Annotated in this window: 26 protein-coding genes, 4 tRNA genes and 1 pseudogene; 10 read left to right on the forward strand and 21 right to left on the reverse strand. The window is 31.6% G+C overall.

All coding sequences use genetic code 11. From position 1 onward, the window contains the following. Positions 1 to 206: 206 nt before the first annotated feature. Positions 207 to 782: a hypothetical protein gene (locus B2X73_RS06025; protein ID WP_291047693.1), complete on the forward strand. Its 576-nt coding sequence runs from the start codon at positions 207 to 209 to the stop codon at positions 780 to 782. 21 nt (positions 783 to 803) lie between these two features. Here the strand turns inward: B2X73_RS06025 and B2X73_RS06030 are convergent, their stop codons facing one another. Beyond that, on the reverse strand, positions 804 to 1,430 hold the full coding sequence (locus tag B2X73_RS06030; RefSeq protein WP_291047691.1) for a hypothetical protein: 627 nt from the start codon (positions 1,428 to 1,430) through the stop codon (positions 804 to 806). 158 nt (positions 1,431 to 1,588) lie between these two features. Here B2X73_RS06030 and B2X73_RS06035 point away from each other — a divergent pair, with 158 nt between their 5' ends. Then, positions 1,589 to 2,593, forward strand: a complete 1,005-nt coding sequence (locus tag B2X73_RS06035) for an aspartyl protease family protein (RefSeq protein WP_291047689.1) — start codon at positions 1,589 to 1,591, stop codon at positions 2,591 to 2,593. 18 nt (positions 2,594 to 2,611) lie between these two features. Then, a complete protein-coding gene (locus B2X73_RS06040; protein ID WP_291047687.1) occupies positions 2,612 to 2,914 on the forward strand; it encodes a PDZ domain-containing protein in 303 nt (100 codons plus the stop codon). Between the two features lie 18 nt (positions 2,915 to 2,932). Here B2X73_RS06040 and B2X73_RS06045 read toward each other — a convergent pair whose 3' ends face one another. The 11 genes from B2X73_RS06045 to dnaE form a co-directional block, all read right to left on the reverse strand. Then, positions 2,933 to 3,523: a hypothetical protein gene (locus tag B2X73_RS06045; protein WP_291047685.1), complete on the reverse strand. Its 591-nt coding sequence runs from the start codon at positions 3,521 to 3,523 to the stop codon at positions 2,933 to 2,935. Next, positions 3,513 to 3,944 carry an RNA polymerase sigma factor gene (locus tag B2X73_RS06050; RefSeq protein WP_409410629.1) on the reverse strand — a complete coding sequence of 144 codons (432 nt, stop codon included), beginning with the start codon at positions 3,942 to 3,944 and terminating at the stop codon, positions 3,513 to 3,515. The genes B2X73_RS06045 and B2X73_RS06050 overlap by 11 nt, the downstream gene beginning before the upstream one ends. A 77-nt stretch (positions 3,945 to 4,021) precedes the next feature. Beyond that, the gene (locus tag B2X73_RS06055; protein ID WP_291047683.1) at positions 4,022 to 4,285 is read right to left on the reverse strand and encodes a hypothetical protein; all 264 of its coding nucleotides are present in this window, start codon (positions 4,283 to 4,285) and stop codon (positions 4,022 to 4,024) included. A gap of 72 nt (positions 4,286 to 4,357) precedes the next feature. Continuing rightward, positions 4,358 to 4,837 (reverse strand): DUF2938 domain-containing protein, encoded by a 480-nt coding sequence (locus B2X73_RS06060; RefSeq protein ID WP_291047682.1) that lies wholly within the window; start codon positions 4,835 to 4,837, stop codon positions 4,358 to 4,360. 78 nt (positions 4,838 to 4,915) lie between these two features. Then, positions 4,916 to 5,323 (reverse strand): NUDIX hydrolase, encoded by a 408-nt coding sequence (locus B2X73_RS06065; protein WP_291047681.1) that lies wholly within the window; start codon positions 5,321 to 5,323, stop codon positions 4,916 to 4,918. 149 nt (positions 5,324 to 5,472) lie between these two features. Further along, positions 5,473 to 5,549, reverse strand: a tRNA-Asp gene (locus tag B2X73_RS06070). Between the two features lie 57 nt (positions 5,550 to 5,606). Beyond that, positions 5,607 to 5,680: transfer RNA gene (locus tag B2X73_RS06075), tRNA-Asp, on the reverse strand. Positions 5,681 to 5,728: 48 nt separating this feature from the next. After that, a tRNA-Asp gene (locus B2X73_RS06080) sits at positions 5,729 to 5,802 on the reverse strand. Positions 5,803 to 5,845: 43 nt separating this feature from the next. Next, a tRNA-Asp gene (locus tag B2X73_RS06085) sits at positions 5,846 to 5,919 on the reverse strand. Between the two features lie 127 nt (positions 5,920 to 6,046). Next, complete coding sequence (gene trxA / locus B2X73_RS06090; protein WP_038331009.1) at positions 6,047 to 6,364, reverse strand: thioredoxin; 318 nt, start codon at positions 6,362 to 6,364, stop codon at positions 6,047 to 6,049. A 111-nt stretch (positions 6,365 to 6,475) separates the two neighbouring features. Continuing rightward, positions 6,476 to 10,876, reverse strand: coding sequence for a DNA polymerase III subunit alpha (gene dnaE / locus B2X73_RS06095; RefSeq protein WP_291047679.1), 4,401 nt, complete (start codon positions 10,874 to 10,876; stop codon positions 6,476 to 6,478). Between the two features lie 102 nt (positions 10,877 to 10,978). On the opposite strand from dnaE, the gene B2X73_RS06100 reads away from it, so the two are divergent. Together B2X73_RS06100 and B2X73_RS06105 are read left to right on the forward strand one after the other, a co-directional pair. Continuing rightward, complete coding sequence (locus B2X73_RS06100; protein ID WP_115001941.1) at positions 10,979 to 11,503, forward strand: NADPH-dependent FMN reductase; 525 nt, start codon at positions 10,979 to 10,981, stop codon at positions 11,501 to 11,503. A gap of 270 nt (positions 11,504 to 11,773) precedes the next feature. After that, positions 11,774 to 12,277 (forward strand): hypothetical protein, encoded by a 504-nt coding sequence (locus tag B2X73_RS06105; RefSeq protein WP_038331001.1) that lies wholly within the window; start codon positions 11,774 to 11,776, stop codon positions 12,275 to 12,277. A 15-nt stretch (positions 12,278 to 12,292) separates the two neighbouring features. Here B2X73_RS06105 and B2X73_RS06110 read toward each other — a convergent pair whose 3' ends face one another. Both B2X73_RS06110 and B2X73_RS06115 read right to left on the reverse strand, forming a co-directional pair. Next, positions 12,293 to 12,661 carry a MerR family transcriptional regulator gene (locus tag B2X73_RS06110; protein WP_038331000.1) on the reverse strand — a complete coding sequence of 123 codons (369 nt, stop codon included), beginning with the start codon at positions 12,659 to 12,661 and terminating at the stop codon, positions 12,293 to 12,295. Between the two features lie 9 nt (positions 12,662 to 12,670). Then, positions 12,671 to 13,621 (reverse strand): M23 family metallopeptidase, encoded by a 951-nt coding sequence (locus B2X73_RS06115; protein WP_038330999.1) that lies wholly within the window; start codon positions 13,619 to 13,621, stop codon positions 12,671 to 12,673. A gap of 99 nt (positions 13,622 to 13,720) precedes the next feature. On the opposite strand from B2X73_RS06115, the gene alaS reads away from it, so the two are divergent. The 3 genes and pseudogenes from alaS (at position 13,721) to B2X73_RS06130 (ending at position 17,821) form a co-directional block, all read left to right on the forward strand. Further along, positions 13,721 to 16,330 (forward strand): alanine--tRNA ligase, encoded by a 2,610-nt coding sequence (gene alaS, locus B2X73_RS06120; RefSeq protein WP_291047676.1) that lies wholly within the window; start codon positions 13,721 to 13,723, stop codon positions 16,328 to 16,330. Between the two features lie 103 nt (positions 16,331 to 16,433). Then, a pseudogene (locus B2X73_RS06125) lies at positions 16,434 to 17,345 on the forward strand (DMT family transporter). Positions 17,346 to 17,425: 80 nt separating this feature from the next. Then, positions 17,426 to 17,821 carry a DUF805 domain-containing protein gene (locus tag B2X73_RS06130; protein WP_244958051.1) on the forward strand — a complete coding sequence of 132 codons (396 nt, stop codon included), beginning with the start codon at positions 17,426 to 17,428 and terminating at the stop codon, positions 17,819 to 17,821. Between the two features lie 15 nt (positions 17,822 to 17,836). On the opposite strand, the gene B2X73_RS06135 is transcribed toward B2X73_RS06130, so the two are convergent. Next, positions 17,837 to 18,364 (reverse strand): hypothetical protein, encoded by a 528-nt coding sequence (locus B2X73_RS06135; protein ID WP_219033790.1) that lies wholly within the window; start codon positions 18,362 to 18,364, stop codon positions 17,837 to 17,839. 174 nt (positions 18,365 to 18,538) lie between these two features. On the opposite strand from B2X73_RS06135, the gene B2X73_RS06140 reads away from it, so the two are divergent. Further along, entirely contained in the window at positions 18,539 to 18,955 is a 417-nt protein-coding gene (locus tag B2X73_RS06140; protein ID WP_038330990.1) for a nucleoside-diphosphate kinase, read from the forward strand. 100 nt (positions 18,956 to 19,055) lie between these two features. Next, positions 19,056 to 19,520: a copper resistance protein NlpE gene (locus B2X73_RS06145; protein ID WP_171622569.1), complete on the forward strand. Its 465-nt coding sequence runs from the start codon at positions 19,056 to 19,058 to the stop codon at positions 19,518 to 19,520. Positions 19,521 to 19,619: 99 nt separating this feature from the next. Here B2X73_RS06145 and B2X73_RS06150 read toward each other — a convergent pair whose 3' ends face one another. The 6 genes from B2X73_RS06150 to B2X73_RS06175 all read right to left on the reverse strand — a co-directional run bounded on the left by B2X73_RS06150 (position 19,620) and on the right by B2X73_RS06175 (position 23,937). Continuing rightward, positions 19,620 to 20,360, reverse strand: a complete 741-nt coding sequence (locus tag B2X73_RS06150) for an acyl-[acyl-carrier-protein] thioesterase (protein WP_291096004.1) — start codon at positions 20,358 to 20,360, stop codon at positions 19,620 to 19,622. A gap of 30 nt (positions 20,361 to 20,390) precedes the next feature. Continuing rightward, positions 20,391 to 20,888 carry a 6,7-dimethyl-8-ribityllumazine synthase gene (gene ribH / locus B2X73_RS06155; RefSeq protein ID WP_125349547.1) on the reverse strand — a complete coding sequence of 166 codons (498 nt, stop codon included), beginning with the start codon at positions 20,886 to 20,888 and terminating at the stop codon, positions 20,391 to 20,393. A 114-nt stretch (positions 20,889 to 21,002) separates the two neighbouring features. After that, positions 21,003 to 21,710: a tetratricopeptide repeat protein gene (locus tag B2X73_RS06160; protein WP_291096006.1), complete on the reverse strand. Its 708-nt coding sequence runs from the start codon at positions 21,708 to 21,710 to the stop codon at positions 21,003 to 21,005. Between the two features lie 74 nt (positions 21,711 to 21,784). Continuing rightward, positions 21,785 to 22,399: a porin family protein gene (locus B2X73_RS06165; RefSeq protein WP_291063672.1), complete on the reverse strand. Its 615-nt coding sequence runs from the start codon at positions 22,397 to 22,399 to the stop codon at positions 21,785 to 21,787. A gap of 24 nt (positions 22,400 to 22,423) precedes the next feature. Further along, complete coding sequence (locus B2X73_RS06170; protein WP_114998788.1) at positions 22,424 to 23,191, reverse strand: ABC transporter ATP-binding protein; 768 nt, start codon at positions 23,189 to 23,191, stop codon at positions 22,424 to 22,426. Then, complete coding sequence (locus B2X73_RS06175; RefSeq protein ID WP_171622564.1) at positions 23,191 to 23,937, reverse strand: MlaE family ABC transporter permease; 747 nt, start codon at positions 23,935 to 23,937, stop codon at positions 23,191 to 23,193. Before B2X73_RS06175 ends, B2X73_RS06170 begins: the two co-directional genes overlap by 1 nt. Positions 23,938 to 23,965 lie beyond the last annotated feature (28 nt).

Raw genomic sequence — 23,965 nt, forward strand, 5'->3', positions numbered from 1 at the left:
TGTAACGGTTGAAGGACCATATAAACCAGAATATTATAGATATTAATTAATTTTAATTTAGATTTTTATTTGAAGAAATAACACACTTAACTATATGCCCTCGCCCTGAACAAGCGAGGGCTTTTTTATGCATAGAAAATTAAGCTCAACAATTAATTCTAAAAAGATTATCTTTAAAATATTATTGAATAATTTTATTACTGATTATGATTAAAAAATGTTTACAACTTGGATTCGTTTTAATTGGTTTTTCTTCACTTTTTGCACAAACTGAAAAACCTTCAGAAATATTCTGGAAAAATCTCGAAAAACATTGCGGTAAAGCTTACGAAGGCAAATTGCCCGAACATATTACGCGCGATGATTTTGCAGGTAAAAAATTAACCATGCATGTAAAAAGTTGTTCTACAAACGAAATTAAAATTCCGTTCAATGTTGGTGATAATTATTCGAGAACGTGGATTTTGACTAAAAAAGATGGAATCATCACGCTAAAACACGATCATCGTTACAAAAATGGAACTTCGGAAACAATTACATTTTATGGAGGAACAAATACAAATTATGGTTTCAAAGATTTTCAGATGTTTCCTGCCGATCAAGAAACTGCAACGTTAATAGATTATGCTTCGACAAATATTTGGTGGATTACCTTAGATGATAAAACGTTTAGTTACAATTTGCAAAAAGCTGGTTCTAAAACACCATTCCATGTCTATTTTGACTTGACAAAAGAAATTGAAACTCCGCCAGCACCTTGGGGGTGGGGAACACCACGATAATAAAAGAGCTGAAAAGCTCTTTTATCTTTTTATCAATAAATCAGCGTTTACAGATGGTTTTGCTCCCAAAGGATTTTTCTCAAAACCTCCATTTGTCGTTAAGTTTCTTGTAAATCCATTCGACAAAATAACACCACTTAAACAAACAAATTCATCAACCAATCTTTTTGTTATCAAAACACTTATATAAAATTCATCATTATAACTAATATTATCATCGGTTAAATCAAGTTTGTACGATTGATTTACAATATCACTTGGAGAAATCTCAATATTATTCTTTTCAAAAAATACATTATCAACAGGAGTATTTTTAGACGATTTATATAGTTTTAAATTTAATTTAAAACTTTCTTCTTTTGGAGGATATGAAAAATTAAAATTAATCGCTTTTACAATAAAATCTTTCTTAGGAGCATTCACCTGAATAAAACTTTCTATGATCGGTTTATTCCATTTTACACTATCTTTTATTGTAGAAAATTGAAGGCAAATACTTTTAGATTTTGTTTCTGGACCAACACGTTTCAAGCGAAATTTGCTTTTATCATACAAAATCGTTTCGTGTAATTCTATCGTATCTTTTTTATAATCTTGCGCATTTGCAAACGTTATAAAACATAAAAAAAAGAAGTAAATTTTTGTCATCTATTGGTTTTAAAATCATTTATCAATTTTATAAAATATAGATGTTCAAAATTCATAAAGGTTACACAATAACATGTTAAAGTTTCAATTTGGATATTAAGAATAATTTTATTATCACATCATTTTTTTGCATAATTTTAATAAAAACTGAAATTTGAATGAAAATTAGATTATTACTTTCAATAATTTTTGTGTTTACTTTTTTACAAATTCATGCACAAAAAAAGGAACTTTCTTTGTCTGAAAATGTAAATAAAGAAACTATCTCATTTCAATTTATCAAGAATTTAGTTGTTGTTCCAATTACATTTAATGGTCATCAAATGAATTTCATTGTAGATTCTGGACTTAAAGAAACTATTTTATTCAGCCAATATGACAAAACAATCAACAAAAACAATCTTCGCCAAATTAATTTAAAAGGTCTAGGAAAAGATAATGCTGATACAAAAGGATTTTTTTCATCAAAAAATCAAATCGTTTTAGGTCAAAATTATTCTTCAAACAATATGGATATTATCGTGATACAAGACGAGAATTTCAACCTCTTTTCTCGGTTAGGAATTGATGTTCATGGAATAATTGGTTCTGAATTTTTTAAAAACTATCCAATTCAAGTAGATTATGCAAAAAGAAAAATCACCATTTATAAATCTATTCTTGAAGTTAAAAAATTAAAGAAATTTCAATCAAATCCATTAGAAATAAGTCCAGAAATAAAACCTTTTACAACTGTTGATTTTACGCATCAAACAACTTACACAAATCAAAAAATGTTGATAGACATTGGAAATAGTGATGGTTTGTGGCTTTTCGAAAATCAAATTGAGAATTTAGCACCTTTACAACATGTATTTTCGGATGAATTGGGCAAAGGTTTTAATGGTTCTATTAATGGCAAACGTGGAGTTATAGATGCCGTAAACTTAGATAAATATAAACTTAATCAACCTTTAATTGCTATTCCAGACATCGAATCGATCCAATATCTTAACTTAAAAAATAATCGAAAAGGTTCTATCGGCAATGAAATTTTGAGAAGATTTACAATTATTTTAGATTATAAAAATCAGTTGTTTTATTATAAACCGAATCGAAATTTCAAAGATGCTTTCCACTACAATAGAAGCGGATTAACGATAATTCACGATCAATTTGAGTGAAAAAAAACATCGGTTAGAATGACATTCAACACAAACGATGTTGATAAAGACAATGGTACTACAACACAAAAGATGAATTACCAATTTGAAATGAAACCTGTTTATAAAATAGAAGCGGTTCGTAAAAAATCGAATGCAGATTTAGTAGGTTTGAAAGCAAATGATATACTTACAAAATTGGATGGAAAACAAGTGAATAAAATGAGTTTAAATGATATCGAAAAATTCATGATTAAAAATGAATTTCAGCAAATTTCTGTAGAAATTCTCCGAAATAATGTTCCAATGAAATTTAAGTTTGTACTTGATATTCCATATTAAAAAAAGAGTAACTTTTGGTTACTCTTCTAATTGATGTAATATATTTTCTAATTCTACCAGATTCTTTTTATAATAAGTAGAAATCCACCATTTTAATAATAAAACGCAAATTAAAACATAGAAAAATAGTGTAAGAAAAATATAAAGATAAAACTGAAATTTGTATTCAAATTGCAACGAGTTTGGATGCTGGATATACGAAATACCAATAACCATCAACACTAAAATAGAAATCAAGTACGAATAAATACTGTAAATATCAATCGCAGATTTGTAATTATAATAAAACCAATTGATGTTCTTTAGCGAATTATATTCCAAATGATAAGATCGTTTATAAAACTTGAAAATATAAATAAACGGTACCAAAAAAGACAACGAAATACACAACAATGTCCACCAAATTGTTGGCGTATTTGCATCAAATAAGAAAGGAAAAGCATATAAAAACAATAATCCTAATGATTGAAAATAAAATTCTTGTTTCAATGTTTTTCTTACTTTATCAATAATGGTATTTGCTTCTTGATTAAGTTCAAGATTTGGATCAATTTTCACTTCATCTGAAGATTGATTGTCCCATTGTTTTTGTAATTCATCAAAATTCATAACCGTATTTTTTTATGATGATTTGTATTTTTTCTTTCGTTCTGTTCAATTTCACACGTGCATTTACTTCCGAAATTCCCAAGTTGATACTAATTTCCTTGTGATTTTGCCCTTCCAAAAACAGAAAAATCAATGCTTTCTCTACTTTATTTAATTCATGAACTGCTTTGTAAAACAATTCGAGTTGCGTTTCTTTTTCACCAGAATCCACCTCATCTACTTGATCAATATTTTCTAAAAAAGTATGACGATCTGCTTTTCTCTTTTCTTTTCTAAAATAAGTTAACGCCGTATTCAACGAAACGCGGTACATCCATGTCGAAAATTGAGACTTACCTTCGAAACGATCAAAAGATTTCCATAACTGCAAAACAATCTCTTGTATCAAATCATTTTGATCTTCAGAATTATCCATATACATCATAGCGATTTTGTGTAAAATCCCTTTGTGCTGATCGATTAATTCTAAAAAAAGAGTTTGTTTAGCTTCCAAAATCGTTACTTTATTTTTTTCAACGCAACTTGTTCATCATCGATAAATAAAATACAATTGACTCCGAAAAATTCTTGCAAAATATTTACTTTGATATTTAACTTTTCATCTTTAGAATTTTTCAAATGCCCCGTTAAAATTGGCGCAGAAAAATAGTTAATTTGATAATCTTGTAATTTGTCATTTACAAAAAGTTTTTCGCCAGAAAACCAATTATTCTCGATTCTGATAACATTATTTTCAACTGTTGCTTCCCAAATAGATTTCATCGTTTAATTATTTTAGTGTTTACTAGTAAGTAGAAAAAAAATAAAAACGTTACAAACTTTTTTGAAAAATATTTAGAATAGAGAAAGAATTAATGCAGAAATGTATAAGCCAAAACCGAAAATAAAATGTGTGAGTAAACTGCGAAAACGCATTACATTTGGCGATGGAAGTTTGGAAGATGCAAGTCCGAGCCCAAATGCTGGTTGCATAATAAAAAAAGGTGCTACAATTGTAAACAATCCTACAAATAAAGCGGGAAAAACGGTCGGATGATTTAACCATTCTACCCCAAAAATCACGACTAATAAAATAGAAAATGTAATTCCGATTAAGTAATGCGCCAACCAACCGATAAAAATTTCATTTTGAATTGGTTTTGAATCAAATATTTTATCATGTGTAAACTTTCCATTTGCAAAATGTCCAATCCAACGTCCTACAAATCTATAATCCAAAGATTTAATATTGAATAATTTCAAAATAAAAGCCCAAATATCCATCACAATTGTTGCACCAACGCCAACCAATATTGTTTTTATAATTATCTCCATCGTTTATTTTTTTAATAAAGATAGATTATTTCTTAATTAATGCAACTTAATCGCATTAATATATTTCAAAATATTTCCTTAAAATTTCATTTCTAACCAAATCGGTAAACTGAATTCTTCTAATAAATGAGCCAATTGAAATTCTTTGTAGTTTTCTTTCGTTATCCACGCCATTTCTTCTATCTCAGAAGCGATTTTAAGCGTTTCTAATGATTTTAATTTAACATGAAATACATTTGCATAAACTTCGGTATTAACTTCATTAACGGCAATAGAAGTGTGTTGCCCTAAAAATGAAACATCGTGCTGTAGAATATCAACATTAATCTCTTCTAAAAATTCGCGTCGAAGTGTGGTTAATAATTCTTCATCTTGTTCTCGTTTTCCACCAACCATCTGAAAAAATTTCGATTTCTTTTTTCGGACAGCTAACATTCTACCCGTTTCATCTGTAACCAAGGCGTTCACCAAATAAATATGATTCATTGTTATGCGTTATGCGTTATGCGTTATGCGTTATGCGTTATGCGTTATGCGTTATGCGTTATGCGTTATGCGTTATGCGTTATGCGTTATGCAAAAATAAAAAGTTTGGAGCAAAAAAAAGCCTCACAATAAGTGAAGCTTATAAAAGTTGGCGATCCGGACGGGACTCGAACCCGCGACCACTTGCGTGACAGGCAAGTATTCTAACCAACTGAACTACCGGATCAGTCTGTTTTTTTATTTATAATTTTCGATCGCACTAAAATAGAAAAAGAAATAGATGCGATCCGGACGGGACTCGAACCCGCGACCACTTGCGTGACAGGCAAGTATTCTAACCAACTGAACTACCGGATCAGAAAATTATAAATTGATATATTTTTTATGAATTTTTATAAAAAATTGCGATCCGGACGGGACTCGAACCCGCGACCACTTGCGTGACAGGCAAGTATTCTAACCAACTGAACTACCGGATCAGAAATTATAAAAAATATATTGTGTAAAAGAACGAACTTTTTGCGATCCGGACGGGACTCGAACCCGCGACCACTTGCGTGACAGGCAAGTATTCTAACCAACTGAACTACCGGATCAAAATCTGTATCGATTTCGGATTGCAAATATAGGCGGTTTTCTGATAAAACCTAAACTTTTTTCAAAAAAAATCTCGGAAATTTTGCATCCGAGATTCTTTTATTTCAAAATCAGCGATTTAATTTATTATAAAATCGCGTTTAATTTTTCTACTAATTGCTCTTTTGGAACAACTCCAACAACTTTGTCTACTACTTCTCCGTCTTTGAAGAATAAAATTGTAGGAATGTTGCGAATTCCATATTTTGCTGCAACTTCTTGGTTTGTGTCTACATCAACTTTACCAATAACTGCTTTTCCTTGATATTCTGTAGCAAGCTCTTCCACAACTGGACCAACCATTCTACAAGGACCACACCAAACAGCCCAAAAATCAACCATTGCTGGTTTTCCTGACTCTATAATATCTGATGCAAATGATGCGTCTGTTACTTCTAATGCCATAATCTTATATTTTTTTTATCTAATCTTAAGTTTACAAATCTACATAAAATTTTATTCTTGAAAAATTTCGTTCATATTATCTATCAATTATTCAATAGATGAAACGAATAATTAATTCAGTTTGAATGTAATTTCCTGCAATTCATCTAATTCTTTCAACAAATCTCGACAAATGTTAATTTTGATTTTACTTGCTGGTAAATCTAAATTATTCAAATAATCTTTTGGATCAATTAATTGAATTTTTAATAATTTATCTCCTTGATATTTGAACATAATATCTGATAATTTGCTAAATGTTTCTTCCGAAAATTCTGGAACTTCAATCTTCACCGTCATTTTTTCGGCTTGTTTTTCAACAATTTCATTCAACAACAAAATATTTGTGATGTTTTTATACACACGACCTTGCGTTACATTTCCTTCTTTGTCTTTGAATTCTTTTTTCGAGATATTCAATTTCAAATTCAAGAACATATTTTCCTGCATAAAGTGTCTATATTTCATATAATCGCTACCAAAAACCATGATATCCATCGAATCGGTGTAATCACTAAACGTAAAAATACCAAATTCGTTTCCATTTTTGGCAATTCTATGTTGAATATTTGACATCATTCCACAAATTGAAACTTCTTTGTTGACAAAATTATCTTCATTCGCATTGATATCAGAAATACTACAATTTGAAGCCATTTTCAACTCATGTTTGAAATCATCCAAAGGATGCGAAGAAATATAAATTCCAACAACTTCTTTCTCTTTCGACAAACGTTGTAACATATTCCATTTCTCACAATCTGGCAACATCGGAACCACATCTTCTACAACAGAATCACCACCAAAATCGCCAAATAAAGAGGTTTGAGCAGAGTTTTTTTGCTCTTGAAAATTTGCTCCGTATTTGATTAGTTTTTCCAAATTAGTTGTCGTATTTTCGATATAAAAATAACGTCCACGATGAAATTCAAACGAATCAAAACCTCCAGCTAAAACTAAGTTTTCGATTGTTTTTTTGTTCACTGTTCGCAATTCGACACGTTTAACAAAGTCGTATATATCTTTGAACGGACCATTTGCTTCACGTTCAGAAATTATCGAGTTTACTGCGGCTTGCCCAACACCTTTTACAGCTCCCATTCCAAAACGAATCTCGTAATTTTCGTTTACATTAAATTTTGTAATGGATTCGTTGATATCTGGTCCAAGAACCGCCAATCCCATTCGCTTACACTCTTCCATAAAGAAGGTCACTTGCTTGATATCATTCATATTATTTGAAAGAACAGCCGCCATATATTCTGCTGGATAATGTGCTTTCAGATAAGCTGTTTGATACGCTACCCATGCATAACACGTCGAGTGCGATTTATTGAAGGCATAGGATGCAAAGGCTTCCCAGTCTGTCCAAACTTTTTCTAAAATCTTAGGATCATGCCCTTTTTCTGAAGCTTGCGCAACAAATTTTGGTTTCATTTTATCCAAGACAGCTTTTTGCTTTTTCCCCATTGCTTTACGCAAAACGTCGGCATCACCTTTCGAGAAACCTGCTAATTTTTGCGAAAGCAACATTACTTGCTCCTGATAAACCGTAATTCCGTAGGTTTCTGATAAATATTCTTCCATCGCATCCAAATCGTACTGAATTGGTTCTTCACCATTTTTACGGCGAACAAACGACGGAATATATTCGATAGGCCCAGGACGATAAAGGGCATTCATGGCAATTAAATCCGCGAAAACTGTCGGACGTAAATCCTTCATGTATTTTTGCATTCCGGGTGACTCGTATTGGAAAACCCCAACCGTTTCGCCACGCTGGAAAAGCTCATATGTTTTTTCGTCGTCAATCGGAATTTCATCCGGATTGATTTCGATTCCTGTTCTCGCTTTTACTAATTTGATGGTATCTTTAATCAAGGTTAAGGTTTTCAACCCCAAAAAGTCCATCTTCAATAATCCGGCACTTTCTGCAACCGAGTTATCAAACTGCGTTACATATAAATCTGAATCTTTAGCTGTTGTTACAGGTACGAAATTCGTAATATCATCTGGCGTAATAATTACCCCACACGCGTGAATTCCCGTGTTACGAACAGAACCTTCTAAGATTTTTGCTTGCTGAATAGTTTCCGCAGCTAAATCGTCTCCATTCGATAAACGTTTTAATTCGCTTACAGCATCAAACTCTTCTGGTTTTAAGGCTCCTTTTAATGCAGCTTCATCTAAATTGAAGATTTTAGATAACTTCATATTCGGAATCAAACCTGCAACACGGTTCGCATCAAACAATGGTAAATCCAATACACGCGCCGTATCTTTAATCGAAGATTTCGCCGCCATTGTACCATAAGTGATGATTTGCGCTACTTGATTTGCTCCATATTTATCAATCACATAATCCATTACCAACGATCGACCTTCGTCATCAAAGTCGATATCGATATCGGGCATAGATACACGATCAGGATTTAGGAATCGCTCAAAAAGTAAATCGTACTGAATTGGATCTAAATTGGTAATCCATAAACAATAAGCAACTGCTGATCCTGCCGCCGAACCACGACCTGGACCAACCGATACGCCCATTTTACGCGCCGCAGCAATAAAATCTTGTACAATCAAGAAATAACCAGGATAACCTGTTTTTTCAATTGTGGCTAATTCGAAATCCAAACGTTCTTTAATTTCGTCTGTCAATTCTGGATAACGAATTTTTGCACCTTCGTAGGTTAAATGTTTTAAATAAGCATTCTCACCTCTTTTCCCTCCATCTTCATCATCTTCTGCGTGATGAAATTCTTCGGGAATATCAAATTTTGGAAGTAATACATCTCGATAAAGCGTGTATTCTTCTATTTTATCAACAATTTCTTGAATATTAATAATTGCTTCGGGAATGTCTTGAAACAATTGTTTCATTTCTGCTTCCGACTTAAAATAATATTCTTGATTTGGCAAACCAAAACGGAATCCACGACCACGACCAATTGGCGTTGATTGTTTTTCTGCATCGCGCACACACAACAAAATATCGTGTGCATTCGAATCGTCTTGATTGATATAATACGTATTATTTGTCGCAACAACTTTTACATTGTGTTTACGCGCAAACGCAAGCAAAGTCTGATTAACACGATCTTCATCTTCTTGTCCGTGGCGCATCAATTCGATGTAAAAATCATCACCAAACTGCTCTTTCCACCAAAGTAAAGCTTCTTCGGCTTGCTTTTCACCAAGATTCAAAATTTTGTTTGGAACTTCACCTTGTAAGTTTCCAGACAAAACAATTAAATCTTCTTTATATTCTTCAATAATCGCTTTATCAATTCGAGGCACGTAGTAAAACCCATCAGTATAAGCCTTCGATGCCATTTTTGCTAAATGATGATAACCATTTTTGTTCTTTGCAAAAATTACAATTTGATAGCCATTATCCTTTTTTGTTTTGTCTAAATGATTTTCACAAACAAAGAATTCGGAACCAATAATAGGTTTTAAGATAACTTCCGTTGGTTCTGCTCCGTCAGCAATTAACTCTTCATTCTTTACTTTTGCAGCTTTATTATGATTTTGTACTTCTGCATTAAAATGAAAAGCTCCCATCATATTTCCATGATCGGTAATTGCAACTGCAGTCATTTTATTTTTTGCCGCAGCACTCACCAAATCGTTTACAGAAATAGTCGATTGAAGAATTGAAAATTGTGTGTGATTATGTAAATGTGCAAATTTTGCTTTCTCGAATTGTGCTAAAACTTCTTCCGAAATATCAATAACCTCATCTCCTCCATCTTCTTTGGCTTTAATTTTCGCAATTTCTTGTGAAGCTTTTTTAAGATTTACGTGATTTAGTCCAACTGGCTGAATATTTGTTTCATTAATTGCATTAAATCGAACAAAATATTCATCTTCAACTTCTAACTCGTTTTTTGTAAAAATACCTTTACGAATCAACTCGAAAAAACAACGCGTAGTTGCCTCCACATCGGCAGTTGCGTTATGCGCTTCGCCAAACGGAACACCAAAAAGATATTGATGCAATTCCGTTAACGTTGGTAATTTGTAACGACCTCCACGACCTCCAGGAAGTTTCAATAACTCAGCAGTCACCTCGGTACAGGTATCCAAAACAGGTTTTTCGGCTAAATTATTTTCATAATTCAGACGATAAAATTCGGCTCCCATAATGTTAATATCGAAACCTAAATTTTGTCCAACAATAAATTTAGCTTTACCTAAAGCTTCGTTGAATTTATCTAAAACTTCTTTTAATGGAACACCTTTTTCGGTTGCTAAATCAGTTGAAATTCCGTGAATACGTTCAGAATCATACGGAATATCAAAACCATCTGGACGCACCAAATAATCTTGATGTTCAATAATTTGCCCCATTTCATCGTGCAATTGCCAAGCGATTTGTATACAACGCGGCCAGTTGTCGGAGTCAGAAATCGGCGCATTCCAATCTTTCGGAAGACCAGTTGTCTCTGTATCGTATATTAAGTACATTGAGTTTTCGTTTGAATCTGTAAATTTACGAAATCTTAGCAGAAGATTTTCTTAAGATAAGTTAAGAATAATTATCTATTTTAGATGTTCAAATCAACGAAAATGAAAAATATTTTCATCATTAATGGAAGCACAAGCGAAAATTCATCTAATCAAAAAATCATAGAAAATTTTATTTCTTCTACATCTCAATATTTCAAATGTACTGTTTTTGATGAATTAAAAACTCTTCCTCATTTTGATCCAGAACGTTCTATCGAAAATACGCCGCAAGAAATACTTGGTTTTAGAACTGAAATAGAAAAAGCTGATGGAATAATTATTTGTACGCCCGAATATATTTTTAGTATTCCGAGTGGATTAAAAAATGTATTAGAATGGTGCGTTTCTACAACTATTTTTGATGGAAAACCTTTAGGAATTATCACTGCGTCTGCAAATGGAGAAAAAGGACATGAAGAATTGCAATTGATAATGAAAACGTTGATGACAAACTTCAATAATGAAACAACTTTACTCATTCAAGGTGTTAAAGGAAAAGTAAATTCGGAAGGAAAAATTATTGATAAAGTAACTTTACAACAATTGGAAGAGTTCATCGTAGCTTATAACCAACTATTAACCTAAAATATGTTTTACGTTTATACTATTGCAATACCACTTTTGATTATTTTGACTTTTTATTTCGTTGAACGAAAAATATTCAAAATAAATAACCTTCTCATTTTAGTTTTTTTATTCTGGCTTTACTTGATTAGCTTATTTTTTTTACAATATTTTAAAATTTTAAATGATTTTTGGAGTTTATACTCCATTTTACTCTTCTTACTTCCAATCACTATTATTGTATTAATTATAAAAATTGTAATGATTATTCTAAATAATTTTAAAAAATAAATGAAACAAAAACTAATCTATATACTTTATTGGTCAGCAATATTTACGGTTTCAATATCAATGTTTGTGTATGGAATTGTAAAACCTACTCAATTCACAAATATGGATAACAGCATTAATAATCATCTTTCTGAAGGTCATCGATTGATGTGGAATTTTTATAGTTTTACCAAAGGGTATCCAATAATCATCGGAATTTTTGAAGTGATTGGTGCAATCACATTACTTTTTAGAAGGACAAGAATTTTTGCATGCTTGTTATTAACTACAATTTTAATCAATATTATTCTACAAGATTATTTCTATGAAATTGTTGCGCTAAATTCTTCTATTTTTTATCAAGTTTTAGTCTTTGTTATCTTAATTATTGACAAAGAAAGAGTGATTGAAATTTTTTCGAAACTATTTGAATTAAAAACTAAACTAAAACCAAACTGGATTCTAATCATTATAAGTTTTATACTTGCAATTGGCTTTAAATTTATTGAAACAAAAGTTTTATAACCAAAAAAGATGAACTTAATTCAGTTCATCTTTTTCTAAAATTTCTTCCGACTCAAAACTCATTTTAAGTTTGATGAGTTCATCTTTTATATTTTCTAATCGCTTCACAACATCTATTTCATCTGTTGTTGTCGCAATTCCTTTTTTACCAATCGCTTGTTTTGCACCTTCTAACGTATAGCCTTTTATTTTTACCAAATAATAGATATTCTTGAAACAATCAATATCATTTTTGGTAAATAATCGATTTCCTTTTTTGTTCTTTTTGGGTTGAATAATTTCAAATTCTTTCTCCCAAAATCGAATCAACGATGCATTTACATCAAAGGCTTTGGCGACTTCGCCAATCGAGTAATATAGTTTATCAGGCAGGTCTACGTTCATTATCAGCGTTTAATCCAAAGATAATGACAATTTTTTAGAGTTTTGATAAATTTTAATGAAATCGTCTGGATCTACATCATTGTAGAAATACATAATTGGATCTACAGGTTCTCCATTCTTGTGAATTTCGTAATGCAAATGCGCTCCTGTCGACAATCCAGTCGTCCCAACATAACCAATTACATCGCCTCTTTTCACTTTTTGTCCACTACGAACTTTCGCACGAGACATGTGAGCATACAAACTTTCGTAACCATTTCCGTGTTTCAAGACCACCATATTTCCGTAACCCGAATTAAATTCAGAAACTTTTACAGAACCATCTCCAGTTGCATAAATTGGTGTTCCTGTAGAAGCTGCAAAATCTAAACCTTTGTGCATTTTATTCACTTTCAAAATTGGGTGAAAACGAGATCCATAACCAGAAGCTAATCTACTTACATATTTATCTGCAACAGGTTTTAGAACTGGCATTGATGATAAATTGGCATCTTTTACACCAGCAGAACGAAATACTTCGTCCAACGATTTTGATTCAATTTCGATTTTATCAATCAATTTTTCGATATCTTCTGCTGTATAATTATCAATTTCTTTGTTTACAGAATCGATATTTTCATTGACACGCATATCATAAATTGTACGATAAATATTGCGATCTTTTTCTTCGATTTCTGTCAAAGCCTCTTCAACTTCTTTGAATTTTTTATGTAATTGCTGATTTTCATTTTCCATTCTTTCCAACTCAGCCAATAATTTGCTTTTGTCGTCTTTGAATTTCCCTGCTCTCGATGCGTATTCAGAATCATTAAAATGATAACCAATCATTCCAGCAGATATTGTCGATAGACATAAAAATAGTAATACGTATAATGCTGTTTTAGGAGTTTTTTGGACTCTTTTCTTCGCCCAACTCATTAAAAATTTCACAGAATTATACTTATAGTTTTTATTTTCCATTACTTAACCAACCTTTTATTATCTTTGTAAAACGTTTGCAAAGTAACGAATATTGTACGAGTAAACTTGTTAATCAAATGATAAAAATAATTTAATTAAATGAAATCCAAAGATATAAGAAAAGAATTTCTGCATTTTTTTGAGACAAAAGGCCACTTAATAGTAGACTCTGCGCCGATTGTTTTGAAAGACGATCCGACATTAATGTTCAATAATTCGGGGATGGCACAATTCAAAGAATATTTTTTAGGAAACGGAACTCCAAAAAGTAATCGTATCGCGGATACACAAAAATGTCTTCGTGTTTCTGGTAAACATAATGATTTGGATGATGTAGGAAAAGATACTTACCACCACACGATGTTCGAAATGTTAGGAAACTGGTCTTTTGGTGATTATTTCAAAAAAGAAGCAATCGCTTGGGCGTGGGAATTACTAACAGAAAAATACGGAATCTCTAAAGATCAAATTTATGTAACAGTTTTTGAAGGTGATAAAGGTGACGGAACATCATTAGATGAAGAAGCATTAGAACTTTGGAAACAACATATTGCTGAAGACAGAATTCTTTACGGAAATAAAAAAGATAATTTCTGGGAAATGGGTGATATCGGACCATGTGGACCATGTTCTGAAATTCATGTTGATATTCGTCCAGAAGCTGATCGTTTAGCTGTTGATGGTAAAACATTGGTTAATATGGATCATCCACAAGTTATCGAAATTTGGAACTTGGTATTTATGCAATACCAACGTAAAGCTGATGGTTCTTTAGAATCTTTACCAGCGCGACACATCGATACAGGAATGGGATTTGAGCGTTTAGCAATGGTTTTACAAGGAAAATCATCAAATTATGATACAGATGTTTTTCAACCAACAATTCAAAAATTAGAAGAAATTTCTGGTGTAAAATATGGCGCAGCAGAAAAAACAGATATCGCGATTCGTGTTGTAGTTGACCATTTACGTGCAGTTTCTTTTGCAATTGCAGACGGACAATTACCATCAAACACAGGAGCTGGATATGTAATTCGTCGTATTTTACGTCGTGCTATTTCTTACGGATATCGTTTCTTAGGTCTTAAAGAGCCTTTTATCTATAAATTATATCCAATCTTGAAAGCTGAAATGGGCGATTTCTTCCCAGAATTAGTAAAACAAGAAACAATTGTAACTGGCGTTATTCGTGAAGAAGAAGCATCTTTCTTACGTACAATTGAACAAGGATTAAATCGATTAAATCAAATCATTGAGCAATTAGGAGATTCTAAAATTGTTCCTGGTGATGTGATTTTCGAATTATATGACACGTTTGGTTTCCCTGCAGATTTATCTCGTATTGTAGCAGAAGATCACGGTTTCACAATTGACGAAGCTGGTTTTGAAGCTGAAATGGCGAAACAAAAAGAACGTTCGAAAAAAGCAACTGCTTTATTAACGGATGACTGGGTTATTTTAGATGATAAAGGAAACGAAACCTCTATCGCTTATGATAACACAGAAGCTGAAGTAAAAATTACACGTTACAGAAAAGTAAAAAATAAAAAAGGAGAATTTTTCCAATTAGTATTCAATCAAACGCCATTCTATGCAGAATCTGGAGGACAAATTGGTGATACAGGATCAATTTCTACTTTGAATGAAACAATTGAAGTTGTTGACACGAAAAAAGAAAATAACTTAGTAATTCATTTCGTTGAAACTTTACCAGAAAATGTAAACGCTACATTCAATGCGAAAGTTGACACAGAAAAACGTAATGAGACAACTAAAAATCACTCTGCAACACACTTAATGCACGAAGCTTTACGCGAAGTTTTAGGAACGCACGTAGAACAAAAAGGTTCGTATGTTGGAGACGATTATTTACGTTTTGACTTTTCTCATTTCTCTAAAATGACAGATGAAGAATTGGCTATTGTTGAGCAAAAAGTAAACGATAAAATTGCAGAAGCTTTACCATTAATCGAAAAAAGAGATTGTGATATCAACGAAGCTATTGCTGATGGAGCTATGGCTCTATTTGGTGAAAAATATGGTGATAAAGTTCGTGTCATTCGTTTCGGATCTTCAATCGAATTATGTGGTGGTACGCACGTAAAAAACACAGCAGATATTCGTTTGTTCAGAATTTTATCTGAATCTTCTACTGCTGCTGGTATTCGTCGTATCGAAGCAATTACATCAAACAAAGCAATCGAAGCATACAAAGATGCTGAGAAAAATTACAATGATGTTTTAGCTGCACTTAAAACGAAAAATGATGCGGTAAAAGCGGTTCAACATTTATTAGATGAAAATGCAGAATTGAAAAAGCAATTAGAGTCTTTTGTTGCGCAACAAGCTGCTGCTGAGAAAGCGACTTGGAAAGCTGCGATTAAAGAGATTAATGGTGTTAATTTCTTAGCGGTTAAAACGAATTTAGATACAAATGCCGCAAAACAAAATGCAATTGATTTAACAAAAGAAATCGAAAATGCATTTATCGTTGTTGGTACGAATGATGCCGTAAAACCATCGATTACAATTTCTATCGCAAAAAACCTTGTAGATGAAAAAGGTTATAACGCAGGACAAATTGTAAAAGAAATCGCGAAGCACATCAATGGCGGCGGAGGTGGACAAGCTTTCTTAGCTACAGCAGGTGGTAAAGAGGTTTCTGGATTAGATGCTGCACTAAAACAAGCAGAGGATTTTGTTAAATAATAAATCTCTATTATAATACTTTAAAAGCGACTTGGTTTATCAAGTCGCTTTTTTTTTATTTTTATAATTCTATTTTAGAATTAACACTTTTAACTTTTTTATCTTGAAAGAGATCAAATTATTGATTGCCGTTAGTATAGTTGCAATTGTTTGGGGAACAACTTTCCTCGGAATTCGTATAGCTGTAGAAACTATTCCTGGTTGGTTTGTTGTTGAAATTCGTCAATTTTTGGCAGGACTAATTATGCTAATTATTTTACTATCTAAAAAGGAATTAAAATAGATTGGCTGGAAAAATTTGTCTTATCAACTTATATTTTCAAGTTTGATGTTAATCGCTGCAAATGGATTAACTACTGTTGCCGAAGAAAATTTATCGAGTAGTTTAGCTGCATTAATCAGCGCAACCTCTCCTATTTTAGTCTTTTCAGGAAGTATTTTTATTGGTTTACAAAAATTTAGTTACCGCGGATTATTAGGTGTTTTACTTTGTTTTTGCGGCGTAATATTTATTTTTTGGGATGGAATTAAAGAATTAGCAAATCCAGAATATAGAACCGGAATTATTTTACTTTTTTGTGCGATTACAGGTTGGGCAACAGGAACTATTTTCACCAAGAAAATGAATATTCAATCTAAAAATATTTCTCTCAATCTTTTTTACCAATTTATATTTGCTGGAATTGTTCAAATTATTTTTGCATTCGCTTTTACTAAAAATTATAATTTCGAGAATTGGAGTACAAAAAGTATTTCTGCCATGCTTTATTTAGCTGTTTTTGGTTCTGTGATTACGTTTTTCTCTTTTCATTATGCATTGACCAAAATTTCCCCTATACAAGTTTCTATTCTTTCTTATTTCAATACGATTATTGCAATTATTTTGGGTTGGTTAGTTCTTGACGAGCAGATTTCATCAAAGTTTATTGTCGCTACTATTCTAATTATTCTTGGTGTTTTTATTATTAACTATAAGCCAGAAATGTTCAAAACTAAACGTTTAAAAGCAGATTAAGAGTTGCGTAATAAAATTTATTTTAATATTTTTAACATAATTTAACAACTTAATCTATGATTGAAATATACAAACGAGTAATGTTTGACAATTACGCCAATTTCTCGGGAAGAGCCCGCAGAAGCGAATTTTGGTATACAACTTTAATTAATACTATATTTTTTATAATATCTTTCATTTGTTTATTTAAATTTATAAATATATCAGACATAGTTTCATATACTATTGGAGGAATAATAGTTTTATTTTTTTTTATAACTCTTATACCAAGATTAGCTTTAATAAGTAGAAGATTGCATGACACAGGAAAAAGTGGATGGTTCTATTTATTAACTTTTATACCTGGAGGAAATCTTATTTTATTAATATTTTTTATTATGGATAGTCAACCAGGTTCTAATCAATGGGGACCAAACCCAAAAGAAACTGATGATTCTATCAACGAAATAGGAAACGATTTAATCGAAAGATATTAAAATTAAAAAGCGAGATTAATTCTCGCTTTTTAATTGGATCAATTTTATCCATTGTTTTAGATTATATCGTCTAAAAATTCCGAAATAACGTTGATTAAAAGAGTTCACCCAAATCGAATTGTCTTCACAGTAAATCACAACTGTTTCGATATAATCTCTTCTTCGGTAATTGTATTTGTAAAAAATATTTCGTTCCGAATATTCAAAAAGAAACAAACCTTCTTCGTCCAATGATTGCGTAAAATTATGTTGACGCTGTGCTAATTCTTTGATTAAATTAATATTCTCACTCAACGATTTTGATGTTTTAATTTCTACAAAAAATCTGTCTTTAATTGTCGTTATTATTCGGATTCCAAAAATTAAAATCATTGAAATAAAAACAATATTCATTTCACTTGATGCATAAATAAAGAATAAAACAAGTGCAAACATCAGCCCAAAATCTAAATAATTCCACATTTCGAAAGGTAGAAAATATTTATCACCAACCTTTTTGAGTTTTGTTTTATGATGAAATGTGGAAAGATCATTTGTATTCATAAGTTTTAGATTTCTCTTAAAAATAAGAAATATTATCGAATTGAAACAATCTTAAATGAATAACAATTAACTATTTTTATTAAAATAAGAAATTTTAATTATAAAACAAAAACATTCGAATCATTTTTGTAATTTTGCACCTCAAAAAATAAGTAATAAATACAATTCAATAAAATGGCAAACATTACATTTACAATGATTAAGCCTGATGCAGTTGCAAAAGGACACATCGGAGATATTTTAAAAGACATTACTGACGCTGGTTTCAAAATTAAAGCGGCTAAAATGACTCAATTAGCAAAACAAGATGCTGAAGCATTTTACGCTATCCACGCAGAGCGTCCTTTCTTCAAGGATTTAGTAGAATTCATGACTTCTGGACCAATCGTTGCTGCAGTTTTAGAAAAAGACAACGCAGTTGCTGATTTCCGTACTTTAATCGGTGCTACTAACCCAGCTGAGGCTGCAGAAGGTACAATCCGTGCTAAATATGCTGAATCTATCGATGCTAACGCTGTTCACGGTTCTGATTCTGACGAAAATGCTGCTATTGAAGCTGCTTTCCACTTTGCTGCGAAAGAAATTTTCTAATCGAATAAGATTACAAAACATTATACAAATCCTTCTGAAAATATTCGGAAGGATTTTTTTTGGCTCAAAATTTACTTACCTTTAAATCAAATTCTAAAAAATGAAAAAAATAATTTTAGCCACATTTACAATCGCAGCTTTTGTTGTGTCAAGTTGTAAAACTAAAGTAGAAAAAGTAAAAGACGAAGAAAATTCTAAAGAATATAAAGTTGAAATTGAAATCGGAAATGTTTCAGCAGAAAATTCTATTCAATTTGAAGGAACATACAAAGGAATTTTGCCTTGTTACGAGAAAGATTGCAAAGAGATTGAAATGGAAATAAAATTATTACCAAACAAAGGATATGTCTATTCTACAAAACGTTTGGGGTTAGATAAAATGGCTATTATGACAACTGGAACTTTTCAGTTTAAAGAAGATGGAAATACAATTGTTTTTCCTGAAATTGCCAATGTTCCGAATGCTTTTTTGGTTGAAGAAGGAAAAATTACTCAGTTAAATAAAAATCAGAAGAAAATAGAGTCGGCCGATTCTGCTAAATTTGTTTTGACAAAAGAAAAATAGATAAAAAAGGTTTCGATATGAAACCTTTTTTTATTGTAATAATTTTAGATTTTTCATTGCGCTAATGCTACATTCAGAATGACATTTCTTCAAATAACTTTACCTCAACTCCAATCGACAAACGAAGTTTACTTTTTCTTGATTAACAATTTTAAACTGAATTAAATGTTCAGTTTCTAATTTCTGAATTTCTATTTTGTCATGTAAACTTAATTCTTTCAAGAAATTCATATCAATCGCTTTGATACGATGTTTTAATATGATTTCAGGATCAATAGTATTCAAACACCAATCCAAATATTTGGTATTATTTGCGTGTTTTACGATATCCAAATCAGAGAATTGAACTTTATATTGAACAACTTCCGTTGGTTCAAAATCAATGTTCAAAATCGAATTCTCAATTTCAGTTGGTTTCAGATTTGGAAAACGTTCAATGTGAGATGAATCAATTTGAAGAATATCAGGACGACGTTTTTCTGTATTGAAAACCGCCCACAAACTTGAAGCTCCAATTAATTTTTTTCCATTTTTCTCGATTGTAAAATCACGAATAGATTTTGCACCTTTCAAAACTTCAATCCATGTTTTCACGTCAACAAAATCTGTCCAAGAAGGTAATTCATCAATCTCAATTCGAAGTCGATTCATTACCCAAGATTGATTAAATTCTTGTAAATCAAAGAAACCTAAACCTCCTTTTATCGCGTGTTCTGAAGCAGTTAATTGAAAAAGATTTGCCATTTCAGACAATTTCATCTTACCTGTCGGATCACATTGAGAAAAGTAAATCTCCCAATTTTTCGTATAAATTGATTTAAAATCTTCTGCTATTGGCATCGATAAAGTTTTGAATCTATCATTCTAAAATTATTTTCCTAATTTCTTTTTCATATCCGCCATCATAACCGCAGCTACACCAGCTTCAACTCCTTTATTTCCATGTTTTCCACCAGAACGATCAATTGATTGCTGTTCATTTTCGTCTGTTAAAACACAAAAAATAATTGGCATATTGTGTTTGATATTCAAATCTTTTACACCTTGCGTCACACCTTGACAAACATAATCAAAATGCGCTGTTGCTCCACGAATCACACATCCAACAACGATAATTCCGTCCAAATCTGGATGAGTTTGCGCAACTTTATCAGCTCCATAAATCAACTCAAAACTACCAGGAACTTCATATAAAGTAACATCATCAGGATTTGCGCCCAAATCAATCAATGTATCTTTTGCTCCATCTCGCAAATTAAATGTGATATGATTATTCCATTCAGATGTAATGATTGCAAACTTAGAGCCCGCTACATTTGGTAATTCTGCTTTATTATATTGAGATAAATTTTTATTTTCTGTTGCCATTTTGTTTAAAATTTGAATGGTAAAATTACAAAAATGATTTAGGATAAACTTTGATTTGAATCAATAAAAAAAGCCGAACAATTTGTTCGGCTTGTAATTATCTTTTGAAGTGAATTATTTCGCAGTTTCAGAAGCGTATTTTAAACGCTCAATAAACTTCGCAGTTTCACCATTATTTGCATTTGGATATTTATCCTCTAAAGCTTGAAAATATTTTAAAGCATCAGCATTTTTACCTAATTCCATCGCAATTTCACCCGCTTTTGTATAGTAAGTCGATTGTAATGTTTCAACTTCTGTCGCTTCAGCAGCTTTTACATAGTAAGGTAAACCTTCTTCTAATTTGTTAGAAGCAACTAATGCATTTCCTAACATACCATATTTTTGCGCCAACATTACATTGTCATCTGTGTCAAAATCTTCTAATAATTTTATCGCAGATGCGTAATCTCCTAATTTATAATAAGAACTTGCCGCTTTGAAACGTGCTAAATTACCAGCATCAGTATTTCCATATTCATCAACAATTTGTTGTAAACCTTGGAAACTTCCTGCGCTACCATTAAGAGCAACGTTAATAGAATCTTGATCAAAAAGACGTTCTGCTTGAACCATTTCTTTGAAAGCGTCTTCTGATTTAGGTTCTACGACTAATTTTAAGTAAGCAAAATAACCTAAAACAGCTACAATAATTACTCCTAAACCAATACCAATTGCTTTAGCATATTTTTCAACAAAAAACTCTACGTTGAAAGCTGTTCTATCTAATTTTTCTACGAATTGCTCTGTAGCGAATTCTTCTTTTTTATTATTTTTTGCCATTTTAATAATTTACGAGGTTGCAAAAATACAATTTGGAACAAATATATCCAATAAATTTATTTACAAACAACCTTTTAGAATAAATATGCTACTGATAAGTTCAACATTTGCGGACGATTTTCTGTTCTATATTGTCCATTTGATCCGTTCAAAATGTCAGATCCAACTTTTCCTAAACCAAATTCGTAACGTAAATCGAATAATAATTTAGAAACTTCTACACCTGCACCAATTTGCATTCCGACATTAAATTCATCTTGTTTTGCAGTTGTAAAATCTTTTACAGATAATTTATCATCAAAATAGTATGAGAAAACTGGTCCTGCTTGAACGTGTCCGATTCCTAGAAATCTTTTTCCAACATTTACAGGAATATCTAAACGTTTCTTTGTAATACCAATATCTTGAGGTTTATCATTTTTATCTAATACATTATATTCATTTTTGAATTGCGTATACAATAACTCTGGCTGAATATAAATTCCTGCTAAAGAGACACGCGCTAAAGCACCCGCTTGAAATCCAGCAGAAGCTTTTCCATCTCTCTTGAAAATATTTCCAGCATCTTGCCAAACTTTTCCTTTATCTGTATTGAAAACAGCTCCACCTTTGATACCAAAATCGATATTTTGTGCTGTTGCAAAATTTGCAGCTAAACCTACAATTGCAGTTAAAATTAACTTTTTCATAGAATTTTTATTTTTATTGATTTATTATTGTTCTTTTAATAAGGCTTCTCTTAGTTTCTTGAAAAGATTCGACGAATATACAAAATCAATTACATTTGGATTATCAGCCACCAAAATCTCCTCTTTTGTCCCTTCCCATTCCAAGAAACCATTTTTTAGGAAAACAATATGATCTCCAATTTCCATTACCGAGTTCATATCGTGTGTATTTACAACGGTTGTTGTGTTGTATTCTTTTGTGATATCATAAATTAATTGGTCAATAACTAACGCCGTTTTCGGGTCAAGACCAGAGTTTGGTTCATCAGCAAATAAATATTTTGGATTATTTACAATCGCGCGCGCAATCGCCACACGTTTTTGCATTCCTCCAGATATTTCTGACGGATATTTTTTAAGTGCTGTACGAGCTATTTCTACACGATCTAATACTTCACGCGCACGTTTTTCGGCATCAGCATTTGACATATCCGAAAACATTTGCAATGGAAATTTTACATTTTCTACAATATTCATCGTATCATACAAAGCCGAACCTTGGAAAACTACTCCAATTTCTGAACGTAAACGTTGTTTTTCTTTGTAATCAAACTCGATCATATTATCTCCTTCGTACAAAATTTGACCTGAAGTTGGTGTTAATAATCCAATCAAATTTTTCAAGAAAACTGTTTTTCCAGAACCACTTTGACCAATAATTAAACTAACTTTTCCTTTCTCGAAAGTGACAGAAAAACCTTTCAGTACTTCTACTGCATCAAATGATTTTCTGATATCTTTTACTTCAATCATTAGCTCAAAATTGTTTGTGTTAATATTAAATTGATCACAATAATTGCTACTGATGTCCATACAACAGCTGTTGTTGCAGAACGACCAACTTCTAACGAACCTCCTTTTACTTTATAACCATAATATGCCGGAATTGTTGCGATAACAAACGCGAATACCATTGTTTTAAGGAATGTATAGACAAACAATTTTGTTGCCATATTCATTTGTAAACCTGTAATAAAATCGGCCGCTGACCATAGTTTTGTAAAAACACCAATGTAGTAACCTCCTAATAATCCAAATCCAATAGAAATCATAACCAATAAAGGATTGAAAAATACACAGGCGATAATTTTTGGTAAAATCAAGAAGTTTGCAGAATTGATTCCCATAACATCTAACGCATCAATTTGTTCGGTAACACGCATGGTTCCAATACTCGAAGCGATGTACGAACCTACTTTACCAACTAAAATTAGCGACATAATGGTTGGAGCAAACTCTAATACCAAAACCACTTTGGTTGCATAACCAATGTAGGCATCTGGAACAGGAATAGAAGCTCCTTGAAAGTTTTGTGCCATTTGTATTGCTACAACTGCACCCATAAATGTTGAGATAAAGGTTACAATCCCTAAAGAGTTGACACCTAAATCATATATTTCTCTAACGGTCAATTTCCAGAAAACGCTCAATTTTTGAGGTTTGCTAAATACTTTACCCATAAGCATAAAGTATGACCCTAAATTTTCGATTAGTTTCATTACGACAAAATTAATATTTTTATTGGAA

The sequence above is a fragment of the Empedobacter sp. UBA7252 genome, assembly GCF_002472765.1.
Classification (GTDB): Bacteria; Bacteroidota; Bacteroidia; order Flavobacteriales; family Weeksellaceae; genus Empedobacter; species Empedobacter falsenii_B.